We start from the raw sequence: 17,260 nt of genomic DNA on the forward strand, positions 1-17,260 counted from the left end.
CGGGAATATGAGCCCGCGCGTCCCGACCCGGCGGACGGGTCGGCATTGGACAAACTGGCGGCGGACAAAGTCGAAACGGACAAGGAAAGCTCTGAAACCTGGGGCACGGGGTCGCGTGTCGGAAAGAAGTGCGTTCAAGGGTACCAAGAAATCGGGAACGCTTGGCATAGAATGCCTGCATGCCTTACGCGACCCGCCTCCTCTGCACGCTGCGCGCCCTGCGCGCCGAGGGCGTGCTTTGGCTGGCAATTCTGGCATTGGCGCTGCGCGCGCTCGTCCCCGCCGGCTACATGCCGGACACCCGCGCGCTGCACGATGGCCGGCTCGAGGTCACCTTCTGCTCGGCGGCGGGCAACGTGTCGTCGTTCAGCGTGGCGCTGCCGTCCGATGACGGCGGCAAGGGTCCGCACGACAGCGCCAACACCGGCGCGCAATGTCCCTTTGGCCTCCTTGTCCACGTCACGCCCGCCACCGCGCCGGCCATGACGCCGCTGCTGCTGACGGCCGCCGGACATCCCTCCTTCCCTCCCCCACACCGCGCCCTGCCCGCGCAGCCCGCCCACGGCCCGCCGCTGGGTTCGCGCGCCCCGCCACCGCTGGTCTGACTTCGACCAGGACCGTCCCCGCCCCTTACTAATTAGTAAGACGCTGCGGACGGCACTTGCCGCACGGCCAGACCGCGCGGCCGACTCGTCAATCCAGAGGTTTCAATGAATTCCCTTTTCTCGCGCACGCCCGCCCGCGTGTCGCGCGCCGCCCCGACGCCGGGCGCTCCCGACCCGCGCCGGCGCCTGCTGCTGTCGACGCTGGCCCTGCTGCCGCTGGCCGGCTGCGGCCCCGACGTCCCGCCGCTGCACGGCATGGACCTGTCCGGTATGACCACCGGCGATTTCCAGCTGCAGGACACCGACGGCAAGACCCGCAGCCTGGCCGACTACCGCGGGCATCCGGTCATGCTGTTCTTCGGCTTCACGCAATGCCCGGACATCTGCCCGACGGCGCTGACCCGCGCCGTCGAGATCAAGACGCTGCTGGGCAAGGACGCCGACAAGCTGCGCGTCCTGTTCATCACCGTCGACCCCGAGCGCGACACGCCCGAAATCCTGCGCGCCTATACCCAGGCCTTCGACCCCGGTTTCGTCGGCCTGCGGGGCACGGCGGAACAGACCCGCGCCGCCGCCCAGGCGTTCAAGGTGTTCTACCAGAAGGTCCCGACCGGCTCGTCCTACACCATGGACCACACCGCGCTGACCTACCTCATCGACGCCGAAGGCAAGCTGCGCGTGGCGCTGCGCCATCAGCAGAGCGCGCAGGAATGCGCGCAAGACCTGCGCACCGTGCTCTGAACCCAGTCAAGGAAACCACCATGAAAAAGCTTTCGATCAAACCCCTGGCCGCCGTCTTTGCCCTGGCGCTGGCCGGCTTCAGCCATTCCGCGCTGGCGCAGGACGCCGGCCTGACCGTGCAGGACGCCTGGGTGCGCGCCACCGTGCCCAACCAGCACGCGACCGGCGTGTTCATGCAACTCACGTCCAAGGAAGCCGGCCGGCTGGTCGGCGTGGAATCGCAGGCGGCCAAGCACGTGGAAGTGCACGAGATGGCGATGCAGGACAACGTCATGAAGATGCGCCAGGTCGCCGGCGTCGACCTGCCCGCCGGCCAGGCGGTGGAACTCAAGCCCGGCGGCTACCACGTCATGCTCATCGACCTGGCCAAGCAGATCGTGCCGGGCGATCACGTCGCCCTGACGCTGATCGTCGAAGACGCGGCTCGCAAGCAACGGCGCGTGCCGATCGACGCGGTGGCCCGGCCGCTGAATGCGACCGCCGCGCCGGCGGCCGGTCACGGTCACTGATGACGGGCGGCAGGCGCTCATCGCGCGCCTGCCGCATGCCGGGAAGCGCACATATCGGGGACGCATTGGCCCGCCGCCCGACAGCGCCGCCCTCCGATTCACCATACAATGCCTGCACATCCGACGCCCGCGCCTTCCGGCCCGGGCTGCCGCCGGCCACCGCCGCCGCGCTCCGGATGCCAGCGTTCCGCGCAGCCGGGCGTTCGTAACTGCCGGCAGGCTGGCCGGCGCCTCTGTATCTGGATATGCCCGGTAGTTCCGCCTTTTCCTTCCTGCGTACCCTCTGCAGCCTGCGCTGGCTCGCCATCGCGGGCCAGGCCGCCACCGTCCTCGTCGCCAGCAGCGTGCTGGGTCTGGATCTGCCGCTGGAACCGCTGTGGCTGGGCGTGGGCCTGCTGATTGGCTTTAACGTCTACGCCAGCCTGCGCCTGCGCCATCCGCGCGACCTCTCCCACGCCACCGCCTTCGGCCACCTGTTCATCGACATGGCGGTGCTGGCCTGGATGGTGGGCTGGAGCGGCGGCATCAGCAACCCGTTCGGGACGATGTTCCTGATCCTCACCGCGCTGGCCGCGCTGGCGTTGCCCCGCAACTGGGCGCTGGCCGCGGCGCTGGCCGGCGTGCTGGGTTACGCCGCCGCCGCCATCTTCGGCCAGCCCCTGCGCGGCGACGTAGACCCCCACACCCTGCTGCTGTGGGGCCTGGGCGCCAATTTCCTGATTTCGGTCGTGGTGGTGCTGGTGTTCTCGACCCGCCTGGCCGCCGACATGCGCGCCCGCGAGCGCGAGCTGGCCCGCCTGCGCGAACGCTTCACCCGCAACGAGGGCATCGTCGCCCTGGCCACCCACGCCGCCGCGATGGCGCACGAGCTGAACACGCCGCTCGCCACCATGACGCTCCTGACCGACGAGATTGCCGCCGAGGTTCAGGACGACGAAGACCTGCGCGAAGACGTCAACACCCTCAGCCAGCTTCTGGCCCTGTGCCGGGAACGCATCCGCAATCTGGCGGTCCCAACCGCCGTGGATCTGGTTCGCGTCGTGGGGCAATGGCGCCTGATCCGCCCGACCATCGACCTGCAACGCTCGGGCGCCCTGCCCACCAGCCTGCGCGTCGATCCGGCCATCGCGCATCTGCTGCAGGCGTTGCTGAACAACGCTGCGGACGCGGGGGAATCCGCCGACGCGCCCCGCGTGGACCTGCATCTGGAATACGGTTATGGCGCCCTGCGCGGCGAAGTCCGGGACTACGGGCGGGGTTTCGACCCCGATCACGCCGTGCTGCCCGCAACCAGCCTGTTCAACAGCGGCAAGCCGGGAGGACTGGGCGTGGGCCTGGCCCTGTCGCACGCCACCGTCGAACAGATGGGCGGCGAAATGACCATGACCGCGGCCGAAGGCGGCGGCACCCGCATCCGCTTTTATTTGCCTCTCGGCAACCCCGGGACCTGAATGTGATGAATGCAAACGATCTTGGCCTGCTGATCGACGACGACGAACTCTACGTGCGCACCCTGCAGCGCAGCCTGTCGCGCCGCGGCCTGGAAACCCGAACCGCCACCGGCATCGCCGAGGCGCTGCGCGTGGCCGAGGAAATCCGTCCGGCCTTTGCCCTGGTCGACCTGCGCCTGGGCGAAGACTCCGGCCTGACCCTGATCCGCCCGCTGCGCGCCCTGCGCGAGGACATGCGCATCCTGCTCGTCACCGGCTACGCCAGCGTGGCCACCGCCGTCGAAGCCATCAAGCGCGGCGCCGACGACTACCTGCCCAAGCCGGCCACGGCGCCCATGATCCTGCGCACGCTGGGTCTGGTGAAGCCAGAAACAGTTACGATCGAAACGACCATGACGCCGTTGCACCGCCTAGAATGGGAGCACATTCACCAGGCCCTGCACGAGACCGGCGGCAACGTTTCGGCCGCGGCGCGGCTCCTGGGCATGCACCGGCGCTCGCTTCAACGCAAGCTGGCCAAAAAACCGGGGCCGGAACGCGAGGTTCTCCCGGAATGAGTTGTGCGGGGCGACACATCTTTACAACACCCCCGTGTGCAGGTGCGACATATCGTCGCACCCCCTCCCTCCCCTCGGGGCTTCTGCTCCCCTAGGAAAACCCTGAATCCGCCGCCATTGGGCCGGATTTCTCCCAGGCAATGCGACCTTTCGTCGCAGGCTTGACCAAGATCAAACCGATAGGATGGACGTTGCTGCCTAGCAGCATTCCAGTCTGCTGCTTTGCAGCATTTCCCACCTTCCATCCAAGGCTGTACGTGAAACACCCCCTCCTTGCGACCCTTACGCGCATATTTGGCGTCGGCGCGGTCATGCTGCTTGGCGGCTGCAACATGGAAATCCTCTCCCCCAAGGGAGATATTGGCATCCAGGAAAAGACGTTGCTGCTGACGGCGACGGGGCTCATGCTCCTCGTCGTAATTCCAGTCCTCATCATGATCGTGGCGTTTGCCTGGAAATACCGCGCTTCCAACACCAAAGCTGACTACCAGCCCAAGTGGGCTCACTCCACGGCAATCGAAGTCGTGGTCTGGACCGTCCCTTGTATCATCGTGGCGATTCTTGCCGTGATCACCTGGCGCTCCACGCACGCGCTGGATCCCTACAAGCCGCTCGTGTCCGATCACAAGCCGGTGACCATCGAGGTGGTTTCGCTGGATTGGAAGTGGCTCTTCATCTACCCCGAGTACGACATCGCCACGGTCAACGAGATCGCGTTCCCCGTGGACGTTCCGGTCAACTTCCGGATCACGTCGGCATCGGTCATGAACTCGTTCTTCATTCCCCAGCTCGGCAGCCAGATCTACTCGATGGCCGGCATGGAGACCAAGCTGCACCTGAATGCGCGCGAAATCGGCACCTACGCCGGCATTTCGGCCAACTACAGCGGCGGCGGCTTCTCGGGCATGCGCTTCAAGGCACACGCCATGTCGCAGGAAGGGTTCGACAACTGGATCAAGGAAGCGAAGGCTGCTCCCACCGCCCTGACCCCCGAGGTCTACGCGGAACTGACCAAGCGCAGCGAGCGCAATCCGGTCGTGAAGTATTCGTCGGCGCCGCCCGCCATGTTTGATTTCATTCTGGGCAGCACGATGACCAAGATGGCCGGCGTGGACTCCGCCACGTGCACCTCCACGTCGAATAATCTGATCGCAGGAATCAACTAACAATGCTCGGGAAACTCACCCTCGAGGCCATTCCGTACCATGACCCCATCGTCATGGTTACGCTGGCCGCCGTGTGCCTGGGAGGCCTAGCGGTCTTCGGCGCCATCACCTACTTCAAGAAGTGGCAGTACCTGTGGACGGAGTGGCTTACCTCCGTCGACCACAAGCGCATCGGCGTGATGTACATCATCGTCGCGCTGATCATGCTGCTGCGCGGCTTTGCCGACGCCATCATGATGCGCACGCAGCTTGCCGTCGCGTCCGCGGACTCGGCGGGCTTCCTGCCTCCGCACCACTACGACCAGATCTTCACCGCCCACGGCGTCATCATGATTTTCTTCATGGCGATGCCCTTCATCACCGGGCTGATGAACATCGTCGTGCCGCTGCAGATCGGCGCCCGCGACGTCGCGTACCCGTTCCTGAACTCGCTGAGCTTCTGGCTGTTCGCCGCCGGCGTCGTGCTGATGATGCTGTCGCTATTCGTGGGCGAATTCGCCGCGACCGGCTGGCTTGCGTATCCGCCGCTGTCCGGGCTGGACTACAGTCCAAGCGTGGGGGTGGATTACTACCTCTGGGCGCTGCAGATATCCGGGTTGGGGACAACGCTTAGCGGCATCAACTTCATCGTCACCATCCTGCGCATGCGCGCACCGGGCATGACCCTGATGAAGATGCCGATCTTCACGTGGACCTCGCTGGTCACCAACGTCCTGATCGTCGCCGCCTTCCCCGTGCTGGCCGCGACCCTGGCGCTGCTGACGATGGACCGCTACCTGGGCACGCACTTCTTCACGAACGATGGTGGCGGCAACGTCATGATGTACGTGAACCTGATCTGGATCTGGGGCCACCCCGAGGTCTACATCCTGGTGCTGCCGGCTTTCGGCGTGTATTCGGAAATCGTTGCCACGTTCGCCCGCAAGACCCTGTTCGGCTACAAGTCCATGGTTTACGCCACGGCCGCCATCGGCGTGCTGTCGTTCCTGGTCTGGCTGCACCACTTCTTCACCATGGGTGCGGGGGCCAACGTCAATGCCTTCTTTGGCATAGCGACAATGATCATCTCGATCCCGACCGGGGCCAAGATCTTCAACTGGCTGTTCACCATCTACCGCGGCCGCCTGCGCATCACGACGCCGGTGCTGTGGACGCTGGGCTTCATGATCGTGTTCGTCATCGGCGGCATGACCGGCGTGATGCTGGCCATCCCCGGCGTGTCGTTCATCCTGCACAACAGCCTGTTCCTGATCGCGCACTTCCACAACACCATCATCGGTGGCGTGGTGTTCGGCTGCATCGCCGGCATGGTCTACTGGTTCCCGAAGGCGTTCGGCTTCACGCTGAACGAGCGTCTGGGCCGTTACTCGTTCTACTGCTGGTTCGTCGGTTTCTTCATGGCCTTCATGCCCCTGTACATCCTGGGCTTCAAGGGCATGACGCGTCGCCTGAACCACTACGACAACCCCGAATGGCAGCCTTACCTGCTGGTCGCGCTGGCTGGCGCCGCGCTGATCATGCTGGGCATCTTCTTCCTGCTGCAGCAAGTGTTCGTCTCCGTGCGTCAGCGCAAGCAGAACCAGGACGTCACCGGCGATCCGTGGGATGGCCGCACGCTGGAATGGTCGATCTCGTCGCCCGCGCCTTTCTACAACTTTGCGCACGTTCCTCACGTCGATGAACTGGACCAGTTCTGGGAAGACAAGCAGAGCGGCAAGGCGTACAAGCGCCCGGCCAAGTACGAAGACATCCACATGCCGAAGAACACCGCCGCTGGTGTCTGGATTGGCGCCTTTGGCCTGGTCATGTGCTTTGCGCTGATCTGGCACATCTGGTGGCTGTCGATCGCCGGCCTCGTGGGCATGATCGGTTCGTTCATCGTTCGCGCCTATGACCGCGACGTCGACTACTGGGTCCCGGCCGCGGAAGTCGAACGCATCGAAAACGCTCACTTTGACAAAATGCAGAAGGCCGCCTGAGCCATGATTCAAGCCGTAGCCACTCACCCCCACGCGGGTCACGACGATCACGCGCATCACGACGATGGATCCAAGACCGTTTTCGGTTTCTGGGTCTATCTGATGAGCGACTTGCTGATCTTTTCGGTGCTGTTCGCCACGTTCGCGGTGTTGTCCAACGCCACCGCGGGCGGTCCGTCCGGCAAGGAACTGTTCGACCTGAACTTCGTCCTGGTCGAAACGCTGTTGCTGCTGGTGTCCAGCTTCACCTTCGGCATGGCCAACCTGAACGTGCACGCCAACAACAAGAGCCGTGCCATGGGCTGGTTGATGGTCACGTTCCTGTTCGGCGCGGGCTTCATCGCGATGGAAATCTATGAATTCCATCACCTGATCAGCATCGGCGCCGACCCGGGCCGCAGCGCCTACCTGTCCGCGTTCTTCACGCTGATCGGTACGCACGGCCTGCACGTGACCTTTGGCCTGATCTGGATCATCGTCATGCTCGACATGATCCGCCGTCATGGCCTGGACTCGATCAACAAGCGTCGTCTGGCGTGCCTGAGCCTGTTCTGGCACTTCCTGGACATCGTCTGGATCTGCGTCTTCACCTTTGTCTATCTTCTGGGAGCCCTCTGATGTCGCACTCCGCTGCGGCCGCACACGGCCACGACGATCACGCCGCCGACCATGGCAGCCTGAAGTCCTACATCATCGGTTTCGTGCTCTCGCTGCTGCTCACCTTCGGCTCGTTCGGCCTGGTGATGCACGGCGCGCTGTCCCACAACGCCACGATCATTGGCGTGGTGGCACTGTGCATCCTCCAGCTGCTGGTTCAGCTGGTGTACTTCCTGCACATGGGCGCATCGAAGTCGTCCCGCGACAACCTGGCCACGTTCGTCTTCACCGTGATGATCATCTTCATCATCGTCGGTGGTTCGGCCTGGGTGCTGTACAACATGAACGTCAACATGGGCCACGCCATGTAATGACGGCTTGCCGATCCGGCAAGTAAAAACAGGCACCTTCATGAACTGACCCCCGAAAGTTGGACATTGATCCAACCTTCGGGGGTTTTTATATGGCGAAGTACAACGAGCAGTTCAAGTTAAAGGTGGTGCGGGAGTGTTTGAAGGGCACTGAGAGTGGTCGTTCGGTGGCGGCGCGTCACGAATTGCACCATTCGCTGGTCAGCGGATGGGTCGAGAGCTATCGCGTACATGGCTTGGCGGGTCTTCGCCGGCAGTCTGGGACGTATAGCGCAGCCTTCAAGCAGTCGGTGTTGCGCAAGATCCGTGACCAAGGGCTGTCCGACATCCAGGCCGCGACACTGCTGGGGATCCGCAGTTCAGGTCATATTGGGAAGTGGCGCGCCCAGTATGATGCTGGGGGTATAGAGGCGTTGGCGCGCAAGCGTCCAGGAGCAAGCATGCCCCACAAATACCCCCCGGAGCCCGTGTCCAAGGACATGACTAAAGAAGAGCTTCTCGAGGAAGTTGCGAACCTGCGAGCGGAGTTGGACTACCTAAAAAAGCTCGATGCCTTGATCGAAGCGGAAAAGACCAAAGCGCTCGTTGGAAAGCGCAAGTGGTCCAAGGATTGAGGCATAAGCATCCGCTGGAACGACTGCTGCGTGTGGCCGAGCTGTCACGCAGCACGTTCTACTACCACCTGAAGGTGCTGGACGCCGCAGACCCGTACGCTGAGCTAAAGCAACGTATTGGCGCGATCTTCGCGCGTCATAAAGGCCGCTACGGCTATCGCCGTATCACGGCGGTTTTGCGCCAGGCAGGTGATCTGGTGAACCACAAAACGGTGCAGAAACTGATGCAGGCATTGGGCTTGAAGTCGCTTGTGCGCGCCAAGAAGTACCGGTCATACCGAGGCCAGTCACATCACGTGGCGGCCAATCTGTTAGCGCGTGACTTCGAGGCTGCGCAGCCGCACGAGAAGTGGGTTACCGACGTGACCGAGTTCAACGTGCGTGGGGAGAAGTTGTACCTGTCACCGGTGATGGACCTGTACAACGGTGAGATCGTGGCTTACGAGACCAGCCGGCGACCGGTGTTCAAGCTCGTGGGCAACATGCTGAAAAAGGCGCTGGCTCGGCTACGCCCGGCGGACCGTCCTGTCCTGCACTCCGACCAAGGTTGGCAGTACCAGCAACCCGCATACCGACACATGCTCGTAGCCCGGTCAGTCACGCAAAGCATGTCACGCAAGGGAAACTGCCTGGACAATGCGGCCATGGAGAGCTTCTTCGGTACCTTGAAGGCTGAGTTCTTCCACCTGAACCGCTTCGAGAGCATCGAGCAGTTGCAGGTCGGCATCAGGCAGTACATCCGTTACTACAATCACGATCGCATCAAGCTCAAGCTAAAAGGCCTGAGCCCGGTGCAATACCGAGCTCAGGCCTTCGGGCTTTAGCTTCTGACCGTCCAACTTCTGGGGGTCAGTTCATCACGGGTGCCTGTTTTTTTTGGCCGCCGGATCAGCGCGGCGAAGCGGGCGGCGCCAGATCCACCTCGGCGCGCCGTGCCAGTTCAGCCGCCGTCACGCCCACGAACGGCTGCACGCGCGATGCCTGATTCAGATCACATCCGGCCGGGCCGGCGGCCGCATCGAGCACCTGCTTGACCGCACGCCCGCCCATCGGGCTGACCGGCCCGTTGTTGCCAAGCTGCCAGGCCAGCACATCCGCCACCGCCATGCCGCAACGCGCCGGCGTCTTCGGCGTGCCGCCGATTTCAAGCAGCAGCCGCACCTTGTTGTCCATGCCCAGGTTCAGCATCGTCACCAGCGGCAGCACGTCCGCCGCCGCGACGCCCTCGATCCGCATGTCGGAATCGCTCCGGTCGGTCGGGTCAGCGCCCGCCTTCAGCCAGGCCTCGTACAGATCGTCGGGCAGCCACGGCAGGCTGAGCGGCGCGATTCGGTTGCGCAGCGGTTCCGCCGTGCCGGCCGGCGCGGCCAGCGGCACCCCCGCGGCCACCAGCCGGTCCGCGGTGGCGCGCAACCGCGCGCGCTGGCCGTCCCACGCCGCGCTGTTGCCGTCGGCCGCCGCGCGTTGCTCCACGCGGTTCCACATCGACAGCAGGCTGGAAAGCGGCTCTGTCGACAGCGGCGCCTGCGGCGGCTTGGCGGCCTGCACCAGCTGATCGATCAGGCCCGGTTGCAGATAGCGGACCGCCAGCGACAGCCCTTCGTTCAGCCCGTTGCGGTCCGGCGCTTCCTTGCTGGCGCCGTAGCCGCCCACCGCGGGATCAGCGCCGTGGGCCAACGCATACGTCACGCGCTCGGGCACCGCATAGGCCGCCGTCGGCGTCAGATCGCCGCTCGGCGATTCGCGCAGGGCTTCGAGCAGCGGCGTTTCCCACATGGGGCTGTTGCCGTAGTACATGCGGGTGTAGGCGGCATTGATGTCTGCGCCACGCGCGAGCAGCTTTTCGGCAAACCAGAAATTCTTCGGTGTTTGCAGAGCGGCATGCAGCGGCGTGCGTCCGTTCTTTTCGCGCGCGTTCGGATTGGCGCCTTTCTCCAGCAGGTAGACCAGGTTGTCGCGGTTCTCGCTGTAATAGGAGATCCGGCGCATCAGCAGCGGCGTGCCGTTCGAATCCAGCGCATCCACCGGCGCGCCCGCGGCGATCAGCATGTCGGCCAGCGCGTAGCGCTCGGCGGCCGGGCGGGCGTCCTTGACGTCCGGCAACGCGCTGGCGACCAGCGAGAACCCGTTGTCGGGGCCATCCGCCTTGGCGCCCGCGTCCAGCAGCACGCGCACCATTTCAAGTTGCTTGCGCGACACGGCCACGGCCAGGGCGGACCTGCCGTATTCGTTCACGCCGTTCGGATCCTGTCCGCCCGCGAGCTGGGCCCGTACCGCGTCCAGATCGCCCGCCTGGATCGCCGGAAAGATTGCCAGGCGCGGACGGCAGACCTGCGCATCCAGCGCGGAGACTTCCAGCGCCGCGCCGATGCGGGTCGCGATGTTGCCCGGAATGGTTTCATTGGCGGCAAGGCGTTTTGTGCAATACAGCCGGTAGTCCTCGCGCGCCAGCGCTTCGTAATAGGTCCGCTCCTCGCGCGATTTCTCGCGCTGCTTCCAGCGGGCGTCGGCGCGGTTCAGATAGGCGGCGGTGCGCGACGGATCGCGCCGCAGCACGTCAGTCAGGATGCGTTCCGCCTGCGCCGTGTCGCCCGACTCGGCCAGCCAGAAGCCGTAGTCGTTCAGGGCGGTCAGCATCTCGGCGTCCTTGCCGCCCGGATCGATCTCGCGATAATCCTGCGCCATCACGAAACGGCGCAGATCGGCCAGCGCACGGTCGAACTCGGCCGTCTTGGCGCGCGGAATGGCTCGCGCCACTTGATGCAACGTGCGGAAGGTGGCCGTCACGTCTGGCGCGGTCTGGTGTTCAAAACGCACCTGCGCAGGAAACGCGTTCAGCCGCGCGGGATAGTCGCGCAACGCGGTCTGCAACGTTGCCAGCGCCTGTGCCCGGCGTGCCTCGTCCCACGGCCGGCTGCTCGTAACCACGGCAAGCTGCGTGTCGGCGTCGACCGAAGCGGCCTCGCCTTTGCCGTCCACCAGGAAACCCGTGGCCTTGCCGGTGCTGGCGCCGCGATCGGCATAACCGATCCAGTAGAAGGCCTCGCCCGCGCGGGGGGACCGGACGGCGACGTTTTCCTCGCGCGACGCCTTCCAGCCTTCCGGGTCGATCACCAGCGGCTGCGAACGGAAATCCAGCTTGAATTCCTTGCCCCCCTCGCGCACGTACCGGTACAGGTACAGCCGGTTTTCCATCTGCCCCACGAGGACGGCGTCCTTGACGTTTTCGGTGCCCCAGACCCGGCGCTCGGGTTCGCGCAGCGGATAGCGGGAAAGACGGATCGAGTCGATCACCGCCCCGACGTCGAAGGCCAGTGCGGGCGGCGGCGATGCCGCCATGCCGGCCAGCGCCAGCGCGACGGCGCCGAATAGACGGGTGACAGCGGGGCGATAACGGCGCGGCATGTATTGGGAAATCAGGCAATGGAAAGGACGCCGATGATACCCGTCCCCGGTAAACACCCTGGGGTATGTCCCGACGCAGATTCTTGGCATATGGCAGAAACGCGCCGATTTTTCGTTATATATTCGCCCCTACACTGTTTAGTTAACAGCTTAATAAAACCATTACCGCATTAAGAATCATGATGGACGCCGTGCCCGTGCCGCCCTTTATTCCCGACGCCAGCATTATTGATCGGGCCCAGCGGTTTGCGCATGCCCTGCTGCGTCATGCACCGCCCGTTCATCCCGATGCCGGCTTTTTCGCGGCCGTCATCGGCACCAGCATCGCGCACGACGATCTGGCACGCAGCGGCCTGTCGCCGGCCGAACTGCACGACCTGCTTGATTATCTGTTCCCGGGCGCCCTGACCGGCTTCGACACGTCCCTGTCCGCCCTGCGCGAGCAATATGCCGCCTACGTCAGCACGGGCGCGAGCGATCCGCAGCCCGGTTTCACGCTGTTGATGCGTGTCCTGCTCGACGCCTACACCGCCCCCGGCCCCGACACCACCCCATGGGTCAGCAGCGTCCTCGCGCACGCGTGCCTGCGGCCCGACCACCTGTGGCGCGATCTGGGCTTGTCGGGACGCGAAGACGTCACCGTGCTGCTCGCGCGGCACTACCCCGGTCTGGTGAGCCGCAACGTGGACAACCTGCGCTGGAAGAAATTCCTGGCGCAATCCGCGTGCGAACACGCGGACCTGCCCCCCGCCGCCGCACCGGGATGCAGCAATTGCGAGGACCACGCGTTCTGCTACCCCGCCGCGGCGTAAGGCGCTTTAAGCGCCCCTTTCAGAACCGGTACGTCGCCCCTACGCCCACGCCGGCATTCCGTCCCGGCGCCGGTTCGTAATAACGCCCATTGCCTTCGTTGACGATGACCGAGCCCGCATAGTCGCGATCGAACAGGTTGTCGACGCGGGCATAGGCGTTCAATTCCCATGGCCCCGCGCGCTTGATGTAGCCGACGCTGGCGGCCGCCACGAAATAGGCGGGCGCGTCGCCGTTGTTGGCGTCGTTGACGTAGATCTTGCTCAGGTAACGGCCTTCCACCCCCGCCTGCCAACCTTCGGGCGGCGCCCAGGCCAGCGATGCGTAGGCCGCCTGACGGGCAATGCCGGGGATCTTGTTGCCCGCGCGAATATCGCCGCTGCCGTCGTCGGCGTAGCGCGCGTTGAGCAGCGTATAGGCAACCTGCGTGCGCCAATGCCGCGCGAATTCGCCGGACCAGCTCAGTTCCAGGCCATCGCGGCGGGTGCGGCCGGCGTTCTGGTAGCTGGTGCGCCCGCCCAGGCTGCCGGCGGACACGATCTCGTCGTCGGTGCGGGTGCTGAACACCGCGGCCGTCAAGAGGCCGCCCGCCATCCGCGCCTTGACGCCCGCCTCGACGTTGGTGCTGACCGACGGCATCAGCCCGAAGTTCAAGCCCGGCTCGCCGCCGGGCCGGTACGAGATTTCGTTCAGGGTGGGCGTCTCGAACCCGCGTCCGTACGAGGTGTAGACGCTGACATCGTCGTTGACGGCATAGCGCAGCGCGGCCACGGGCAAGGCCTTGCGGTAGCGCGCGCCGCCGCTGTCGTCGGAGTTGCCGGCGGTGATGTAGTGGTCGTCGGAGTCAAAGCGGACCGTGCTGTAACGCAGGCCGGCGTCCAGCGTCCAGCGGTCGGCGAAATTCCAGGAGGCCTGCGCATAGGGATCGGCGTTGTACACGCGGTTGGTCTCGTCGCGCCGCAGCGCGCCTTTCACGCCCAGTTGCCGGCTGGCGCCCGAACCGATGAAGTTCTCAAAGCCCTTGCGGTCTTCCTGCATGGAGTCATACGAAAAGCCGCCGATCACGGTCAGCGCGCGGCCCGCCAGAGTCAGCTCCGAGGTCCAGCGCACGTCCGCACCGCCGTACTGGCGCTTCAGATCAATGACGCCGCCGGCTTGCGTGGGCGGCATCTGCACGGCGGGCGGGATCGACTGATACTGCGTCGTGTCGCGCTGCCCGTAATACACCATCACGCGCAGCGCGTTGCGGCCGTCGACCTGGTGATCGAACACCAGCCCGCCCTGCGTCTGCTTGACCGTCTTGCGGGTGTTGTATTGCTCGGCCAGCGGCGCGCTGCGCGGGTCGTCCTGGAACTGCTGATAGGTCAGGCCCAGCGGATCCTGCGCCTTCAGGTCGACGCTGTTGACGACGAGCGTCAGACGGCTGTCGTCGTTCAGTTGCAGGCCCAGCTTGGCGTTGCCCAGGTTTTTGCGCGCGGCGCTGTGGTCGCGGTAGCCGTCGGTGGTGAAGCGCGAGAGGTCCAGCACGTAATCGAGCTGTCCCGCCCCCGTGCCCGCGCCTGTGCCAGTAAGGCCGCTTGCCTGGGCGCCATAGCGCCACGTGCCGTAGCTTCCGCCCCAGCCGCTGGCGCTGATTTCGGGCGGATTGGCGCCGTCCTGTGTGAACACCTGGATGACGCCGCCAGAAGAGTTGCCGTACAGCGCGGAGAACGGACCGCGCAGCACCTCGACCCGGTCGATGGAGCCGATGTCGATATTGGACGTCTGCCCCTGGCCGTCGGGCATCGTTGCAGGAATGCCGTCCACATACAGGCGCACACCGCGCACGCCGAACGTGGACCGCGCACCGAAGCCGCGGCTGGAGATCTGCAGATCCTGCGCGTAGTTCTGGCGGTTCTGGATCTGCAGGCCAGGCACGCTGGCCAGCCCTTCGGACAGGTTGATGCCGGGCTGCTGCCACCGCATGGTGCTGCCCCGGACGACATCGACGGAGGCCGGCGTGTCCAGCACGGCGGTGCCCAGCCGGGTGCCGGTCACCACCACCGGGGCCAGCGTGTCGGCTTGCGCCAGCGCGGTGGCGGCCGGTGCAAGCGCCAGTATCGTGCTTGCCGTCCACCGCCACGTTCCGCTGTCCCGCCATTGCCGCTGTACCAAACTTCTCTCCTGTGACTGGGCGGGAATGGGTTCTAATACCCGCCATGGAAAATACGCAAGACATCGAACGCCGGCTGATGGACCTGGAGGTCAAGGCCAGCTTCTCGGATGATCTTCTGGAGCAGTTGAACCAGATCATCGTCCGCCAACAACAGCAGATCGACCGGCTCATGCGCGAGGTCGCCGACCTGCGCCAGCAGGCGCCCGAGGGGGCAGCCCCCTTTCGCAGCCTGCGCGACGAACTGCCGCCGCACTACTGACCGCTAATAGTGATAGCGCAGCAGCCTGGTCATACTACCCAAGGGCTCGACCCGGCGCATCAGCCATAGCGCCGCCTGCGCCGGCAGCGAATATCGTGCCCGCTGCGCGGCGTCGTCCGTTTCGTACCCGCCGCGCACCGTGCGCAACCGCAAGGCGGGCACCTGCGCCTCCAGATCCTGCGGGCGCCTCAGGCTCCAGCGCGTGACGGCGCCCGTCGATTGGATCATGCGGTTGTGCGCCACCCAGCTCAAGCCCAGGCGGTTGTAGGCGTCGAAAACGACCTCGCCGGACGGAAACCGCGCCGTGACCGCGCGCAGCAAGGTCAGCAGCGCGTCTTCGGGCAGATAAAGAAAAAGCCCTTCGGCCACGACCAGCGTCGGCTTGCCCGCCGGGATTCGCGCCAGCCAGTCCAGGTCCGTGACCGGCGTGCCCATCAGCGTGCAGCCCGGACGCGCGGGATACAACTTGCGCCGCAATTCAATGACTTCGGGATAGTCGACCTCGTACCAGGCGATGCCCGGTGGCGGATCCACCCGCTGCACGCGCGTATCCAGCCCGCAGCCCAGATGCAGCACGGTGGCCTCGCCGTGCGCGGCGATGAATTCGCGGGCCCAGCCATCCAGCGTGTGGGCGCGCATCGCCAGACCGATCATTTCGTCGCGGCGCATGCGCAGGCGGGAAAAATCGTAGTCGATGCGGGCGACGGCATCGGCGGCGTGATGGTCCTGCAGCACGGAATCAGGCAGCCGGCTTTCTCGCGCCTTGGCGTACAGCGTGATGAGAAGCGTGGCCTTTTCTCGGGTGAGGTCGATTTTTTCCATGCACAGTCCTGTCGATCCGCCCCGCTTCGGCATTCCAAAAATGGTGACTCAATAGCAATAGAAGCCACATCTTCCCATTGATGGAATTATCTTTTACCGATATCCGGGTTTATCCGCATTCTAGATCGGCGCAAGATTCAAGCCATCGGGAAACAGCAACGAACCACGACGGAAAGGCCGCCGGATTCGCTCCCAGGCTCTAGAAATCGGAGGTTTACCATGAAGACCCTTGCTACCGCTTTGATGTTCTCGCTAGCTGCACTGAGCGCCGGCGCCTACGCCTCGCCCAACATCGAACCCAACAACGTGCCCTTCCAGGGCGTCTACGGCACCCCGTACGAAGGCCCCACCCGCGCTCAGGTGCAGGCCGAACTGGCTGCCGCGAAGGCCGCCGCCAAGGCTGCCGGCATCAACACCAACGCCGAACCGAACAACACGCCGTTCCAAGGTGTGTATGGCACGCCGCACACCGGCAAAACCCGCGCCGACGTGAAGGCCGAACTGGCCGCCGCAAAGGCTGCCGGCCAGGTGTCAAACGTGGAACCGAATGACATGCCGTTCGCCGGCGTGTATCACGGCAACTGAAACGGCAACTGAATCGGCAACGGGGCCCGCAACGTATGGGCAACCCGGCCGCGCAACGATTTACCCTCCCCTTGTTGTAGCTTGGCCGCCCGATGGGCGGCCTTTTTTTGGCGTACTATCGGCTCAGATTCACGGTGCAGACTCGCTTACCGCCTAATTGGCTGTTCACATCAGGAGCCCATCTTGAAATACCCCCGCGTTCTTGCCGCAGTGCTTCTGTCCGCCGGCATGGTCTCGGCGGCGGTCGCCGCCCCGGCCGTCATGCTCAACGACGCCCTCATCACGCAAATCTTGCCGGCAGACCGCGCCTCGTTTCACGAGGCCGTGGCACAGTCACTGAACAGCTCGGCCGACGGCCAGAGCACCGAATGGAAAAGCACGCACCAGCGCAAGAAGGCCGCGCCGATCACGGTGCAATTGACGCCCAAGCAAACCACCAAAACCGGCAATGACCGCGTCTGCCGCTTTTTGGTCGGCAACTTCGCGCGGACCACCACGACGGAAACCTGGCAGTTCTGGTTCTGCAAGCAACCGGACGGCACCTGGAAGGCCAGCGCGAACTAAGCCTGGCCGCTCACCCGCAGAAAAAAAATGCGCGCCGGCTCCGTGAGGAGCGGCGCGCATTGTCTTGGCC

General features: G+C 64.8%; 17 protein-coding genes. 14 read left to right on the top strand and 3 right to left on the bottom strand.

Annotated features, from left to right (window positions below; genetic code table 11):
- Window positions 1–179 precede the first annotated feature (179 nt).
- The 10 genes from CLM73_RS22460 to CLM73_RS22505 all read left to right on the top strand — a co-directional run bounded on the left by CLM73_RS22460 (window position 180) and on the right by CLM73_RS22505 (window position 9,414).
- Complete coding sequence (locus CLM73_RS22460; RefSeq protein WP_105240304.1) at window positions 180–605, top strand: DUF2946 family protein; 426 nt, start codon at window positions 180–182, stop codon at window positions 603–605.
- Between the two features lie 105 nt (window positions 606–710).
- Window positions 711–1,346 (top strand): SCO family protein, encoded by a 636-nt coding sequence (locus CLM73_RS22465; RefSeq protein ID WP_105240305.1) that lies wholly within the window; start codon window positions 711–713, stop codon window positions 1,344–1,346.
- Between the two features lie 20 nt (window positions 1,347–1,366).
- Complete coding sequence (locus CLM73_RS22470; protein ID WP_105240306.1) at window positions 1,367–1,855, top strand: copper chaperone PCu(A)C; 489 nt, start codon at window positions 1,367–1,369, stop codon at window positions 1,853–1,855.
- Between the two features lie 245 nt (window positions 1,856–2,100).
- Window positions 2,101–3,306, top strand: coding sequence for an ATP-binding protein (locus tag CLM73_RS22475; protein WP_105240307.1), 1,206 nt, complete (start codon window positions 2,101–2,103; stop codon window positions 3,304–3,306).
- 5 nt (window positions 3,307–3,311) lie between these two features.
- Window positions 3,312–3,863, top strand: coding sequence for a response regulator transcription factor (locus CLM73_RS22480; RefSeq protein WP_056558235.1), 552 nt, complete (start codon window positions 3,312–3,314; stop codon window positions 3,861–3,863).
- A gap of 257 nt (window positions 3,864–4,120) precedes the next feature.
- The gene (cyoA, locus tag CLM73_RS22485) at window positions 4,121–5,029 is read left to right on the top strand and encodes a ubiquinol oxidase subunit II (RefSeq protein ID WP_105240308.1); all 909 of its coding nucleotides are present in this window, start codon (window positions 4,121–4,123) and stop codon (window positions 5,027–5,029) included.
- A 2-nt stretch (window positions 5,030–5,031) separates the two neighbouring features.
- Complete coding sequence (gene cyoB, locus CLM73_RS22490) at window positions 5,032–7,008, top strand: cytochrome o ubiquinol oxidase subunit I (protein ID WP_105240309.1); 1,977 nt, start codon at window positions 5,032–5,034, stop codon at window positions 7,006–7,008.
- Between the two features lie 3 nt (window positions 7,009–7,011).
- Window positions 7,012–7,626: a cytochrome o ubiquinol oxidase subunit III gene (gene cyoC, locus CLM73_RS22495; RefSeq protein WP_056558243.1), complete on the top strand. Its 615-nt coding sequence runs from the start codon at window positions 7,012–7,014 to the stop codon at window positions 7,624–7,626.
- On the top strand, window positions 7,626–7,976 hold the full coding sequence (cyoD, locus tag CLM73_RS22500; RefSeq protein WP_056558246.1) for a cytochrome o ubiquinol oxidase subunit IV: 351 nt from the start codon (window positions 7,626–7,628) through the stop codon (window positions 7,974–7,976). Before cyoC ends, cyoD begins: the two co-directional genes overlap by 1 nt.
- A gap of 92 nt (window positions 7,977–8,068) precedes the next feature.
- A protein-coding gene (locus tag CLM73_RS22505) for an IS3 family transposase (protein ID WP_234015712.1) occupies window positions 8,069–9,414 on the top strand; the annotation gives its coding sequence in 2 pieces (ribosomal slippage) (window positions 8,069–8,513 and window positions 8,513–9,414; 1,347 coding nt in all).
- A 64-nt stretch (window positions 9,415–9,478) separates the two neighbouring features.
- On the opposite strand, the gene CLM73_RS22510 is transcribed toward CLM73_RS22505, so the two are convergent.
- Window positions 9,479–11,995 (bottom strand): ankyrin repeat domain-containing protein, encoded by a 2,517-nt coding sequence (locus tag CLM73_RS22510; RefSeq protein WP_105240310.1) that lies wholly within the window; start codon window positions 11,993–11,995, stop codon window positions 9,479–9,481.
- A 182-nt stretch (window positions 11,996–12,177) separates the two neighbouring features.
- Here CLM73_RS22510 and CLM73_RS22515 point away from each other — a divergent pair, with 182 nt between their 5' ends.
- A complete protein-coding gene (locus CLM73_RS22515; RefSeq protein WP_105240311.1) occupies window positions 12,178–12,807 on the top strand; it encodes a nitrogen fixation protein NifQ in 630 nt (209 codons plus the stop codon).
- A gap of 19 nt (window positions 12,808–12,826) precedes the next feature.
- Here the strand turns inward: CLM73_RS22515 and CLM73_RS22520 are convergent, their stop codons facing one another.
- Complete coding sequence (locus CLM73_RS22520; protein WP_105241668.1) at window positions 12,827–14,905, bottom strand: TonB-dependent receptor; 2,079 nt, start codon at window positions 14,903–14,905, stop codon at window positions 12,827–12,829.
- A gap of 98 nt (window positions 14,906–15,003) precedes the next feature.
- On the opposite strand from CLM73_RS22520, the gene CLM73_RS22525 reads away from it, so the two are divergent.
- Window positions 15,004–15,219, top strand: a complete 216-nt coding sequence (locus tag CLM73_RS22525) for a SlyX family protein (RefSeq protein WP_056558252.1) — start codon at window positions 15,004–15,006, stop codon at window positions 15,217–15,219.
- A 3-nt stretch (window positions 15,220–15,222) separates the two neighbouring features.
- Here the strand turns inward: CLM73_RS22525 and CLM73_RS22530 are convergent, their stop codons facing one another.
- Window positions 15,223–16,041 (bottom strand): class I SAM-dependent methyltransferase, encoded by an 819-nt coding sequence (locus CLM73_RS22530; protein ID WP_199778189.1) that lies wholly within the window; start codon window positions 16,039–16,041, stop codon window positions 15,223–15,225.
- A gap of 219 nt (window positions 16,042–16,260) precedes the next feature.
- Between CLM73_RS22530 and CLM73_RS22535 the strand changes: the two genes are divergently transcribed.
- Entirely contained in the window at window positions 16,261–16,626 is a 366-nt protein-coding gene (locus CLM73_RS22535) for a DUF4148 domain-containing protein (protein WP_105240312.1), read from the top strand.
- Window positions 16,627–16,809: 183 nt separating this feature from the next.
- Window positions 16,810–17,190 (top strand): hypothetical protein, encoded by a 381-nt coding sequence (locus CLM73_RS22540; RefSeq protein ID WP_105240313.1) that lies wholly within the window; start codon window positions 16,810–16,812, stop codon window positions 17,188–17,190.
- Window positions 17,191–17,260: the final 70 nt, after the last annotated feature.

The sequence above is a fragment of the Achromobacter spanius genome (assembly GCF_002966795.1).
Taxonomy (GTDB): Bacteria; Pseudomonadota; Gammaproteobacteria; order Burkholderiales; family Burkholderiaceae_B; genus Achromobacter; species Achromobacter spanius_D.

Excerpts from the sequence above, each read along its gene's own strand:
- CLM73_RS22535 (WP_105240312.1), top strand. The coding sequence starts at position 16,261 with ATGAAGACCCTTGCTACCGCTTTGATGTTCTCGCTAGCTGCACTGAGC.
- cyoC (WP_056558243.1), top strand. The coding sequence starts at position 7,012 with ATGATTCAAGCCGTAGCCACTCACCCCCACGCGGGTCACGACGATCAC.
- CLM73_RS22480 (WP_056558235.1), top strand. The coding sequence starts at position 3,312 with ATGAATGCAAACGATCTTGGCCTGCTGATCGACGACGACGAACTCTAC.
- CLM73_RS22460 (WP_105240304.1), top strand. The coding sequence starts at position 180 with ATGCCTTACGCGACCCGCCTCCTCTGCACGCTGCGCGCCCTGCGCGCC.
- cyoD (WP_056558246.1), top strand. The coding sequence starts at position 7,626 with ATGTCGCACTCCGCTGCGGCCGCACACGGCCACGACGATCACGCCGCC.
- CLM73_RS22470 (WP_105240306.1), top strand. The coding sequence starts at position 1,367 with ATGAAAAAGCTTTCGATCAAACCCCTGGCCGCCGTCTTTGCCCTGGCG.
- cyoB (WP_105240309.1), top strand. The coding sequence starts at position 5,032 with ATGCTCGGGAAACTCACCCTCGAGGCCATTCCGTACCATGACCCCATC.
- CLM73_RS22465 (WP_105240305.1), top strand. The coding sequence starts at position 711 with ATGAATTCCCTTTTCTCGCGCACGCCCGCCCGCGTGTCGCGCGCCGCC.
- CLM73_RS22525 (WP_056558252.1), top strand. The coding sequence starts at position 15,004 with ATGGAAAATACGCAAGACATCGAACGCCGGCTGATGGACCTGGAGGTC.
- CLM73_RS22515 (WP_105240311.1), top strand. The coding sequence starts at position 12,178 with ATGGACGCCGTGCCCGTGCCGCCCTTTATTCCCGACGCCAGCATTATT.
- CLM73_RS22510 (WP_105240310.1), bottom strand. The coding sequence starts at position 11,995 with ATGCCGCGCCGTTATCGCCCCGCTGTCACCCGTCTATTCGGCGCCGTC.
- CLM73_RS22530 (WP_199778189.1), bottom strand. The coding sequence starts at position 16,041 with ATGGAAAAAATCGACCTCACCCGAGAAAAGGCCACGCTTCTCATCACG.
- CLM73_RS22475 (WP_105240307.1), top strand. The coding sequence starts at position 2,101 with ATGCCCGGTAGTTCCGCCTTTTCCTTCCTGCGTACCCTCTGCAGCCTG.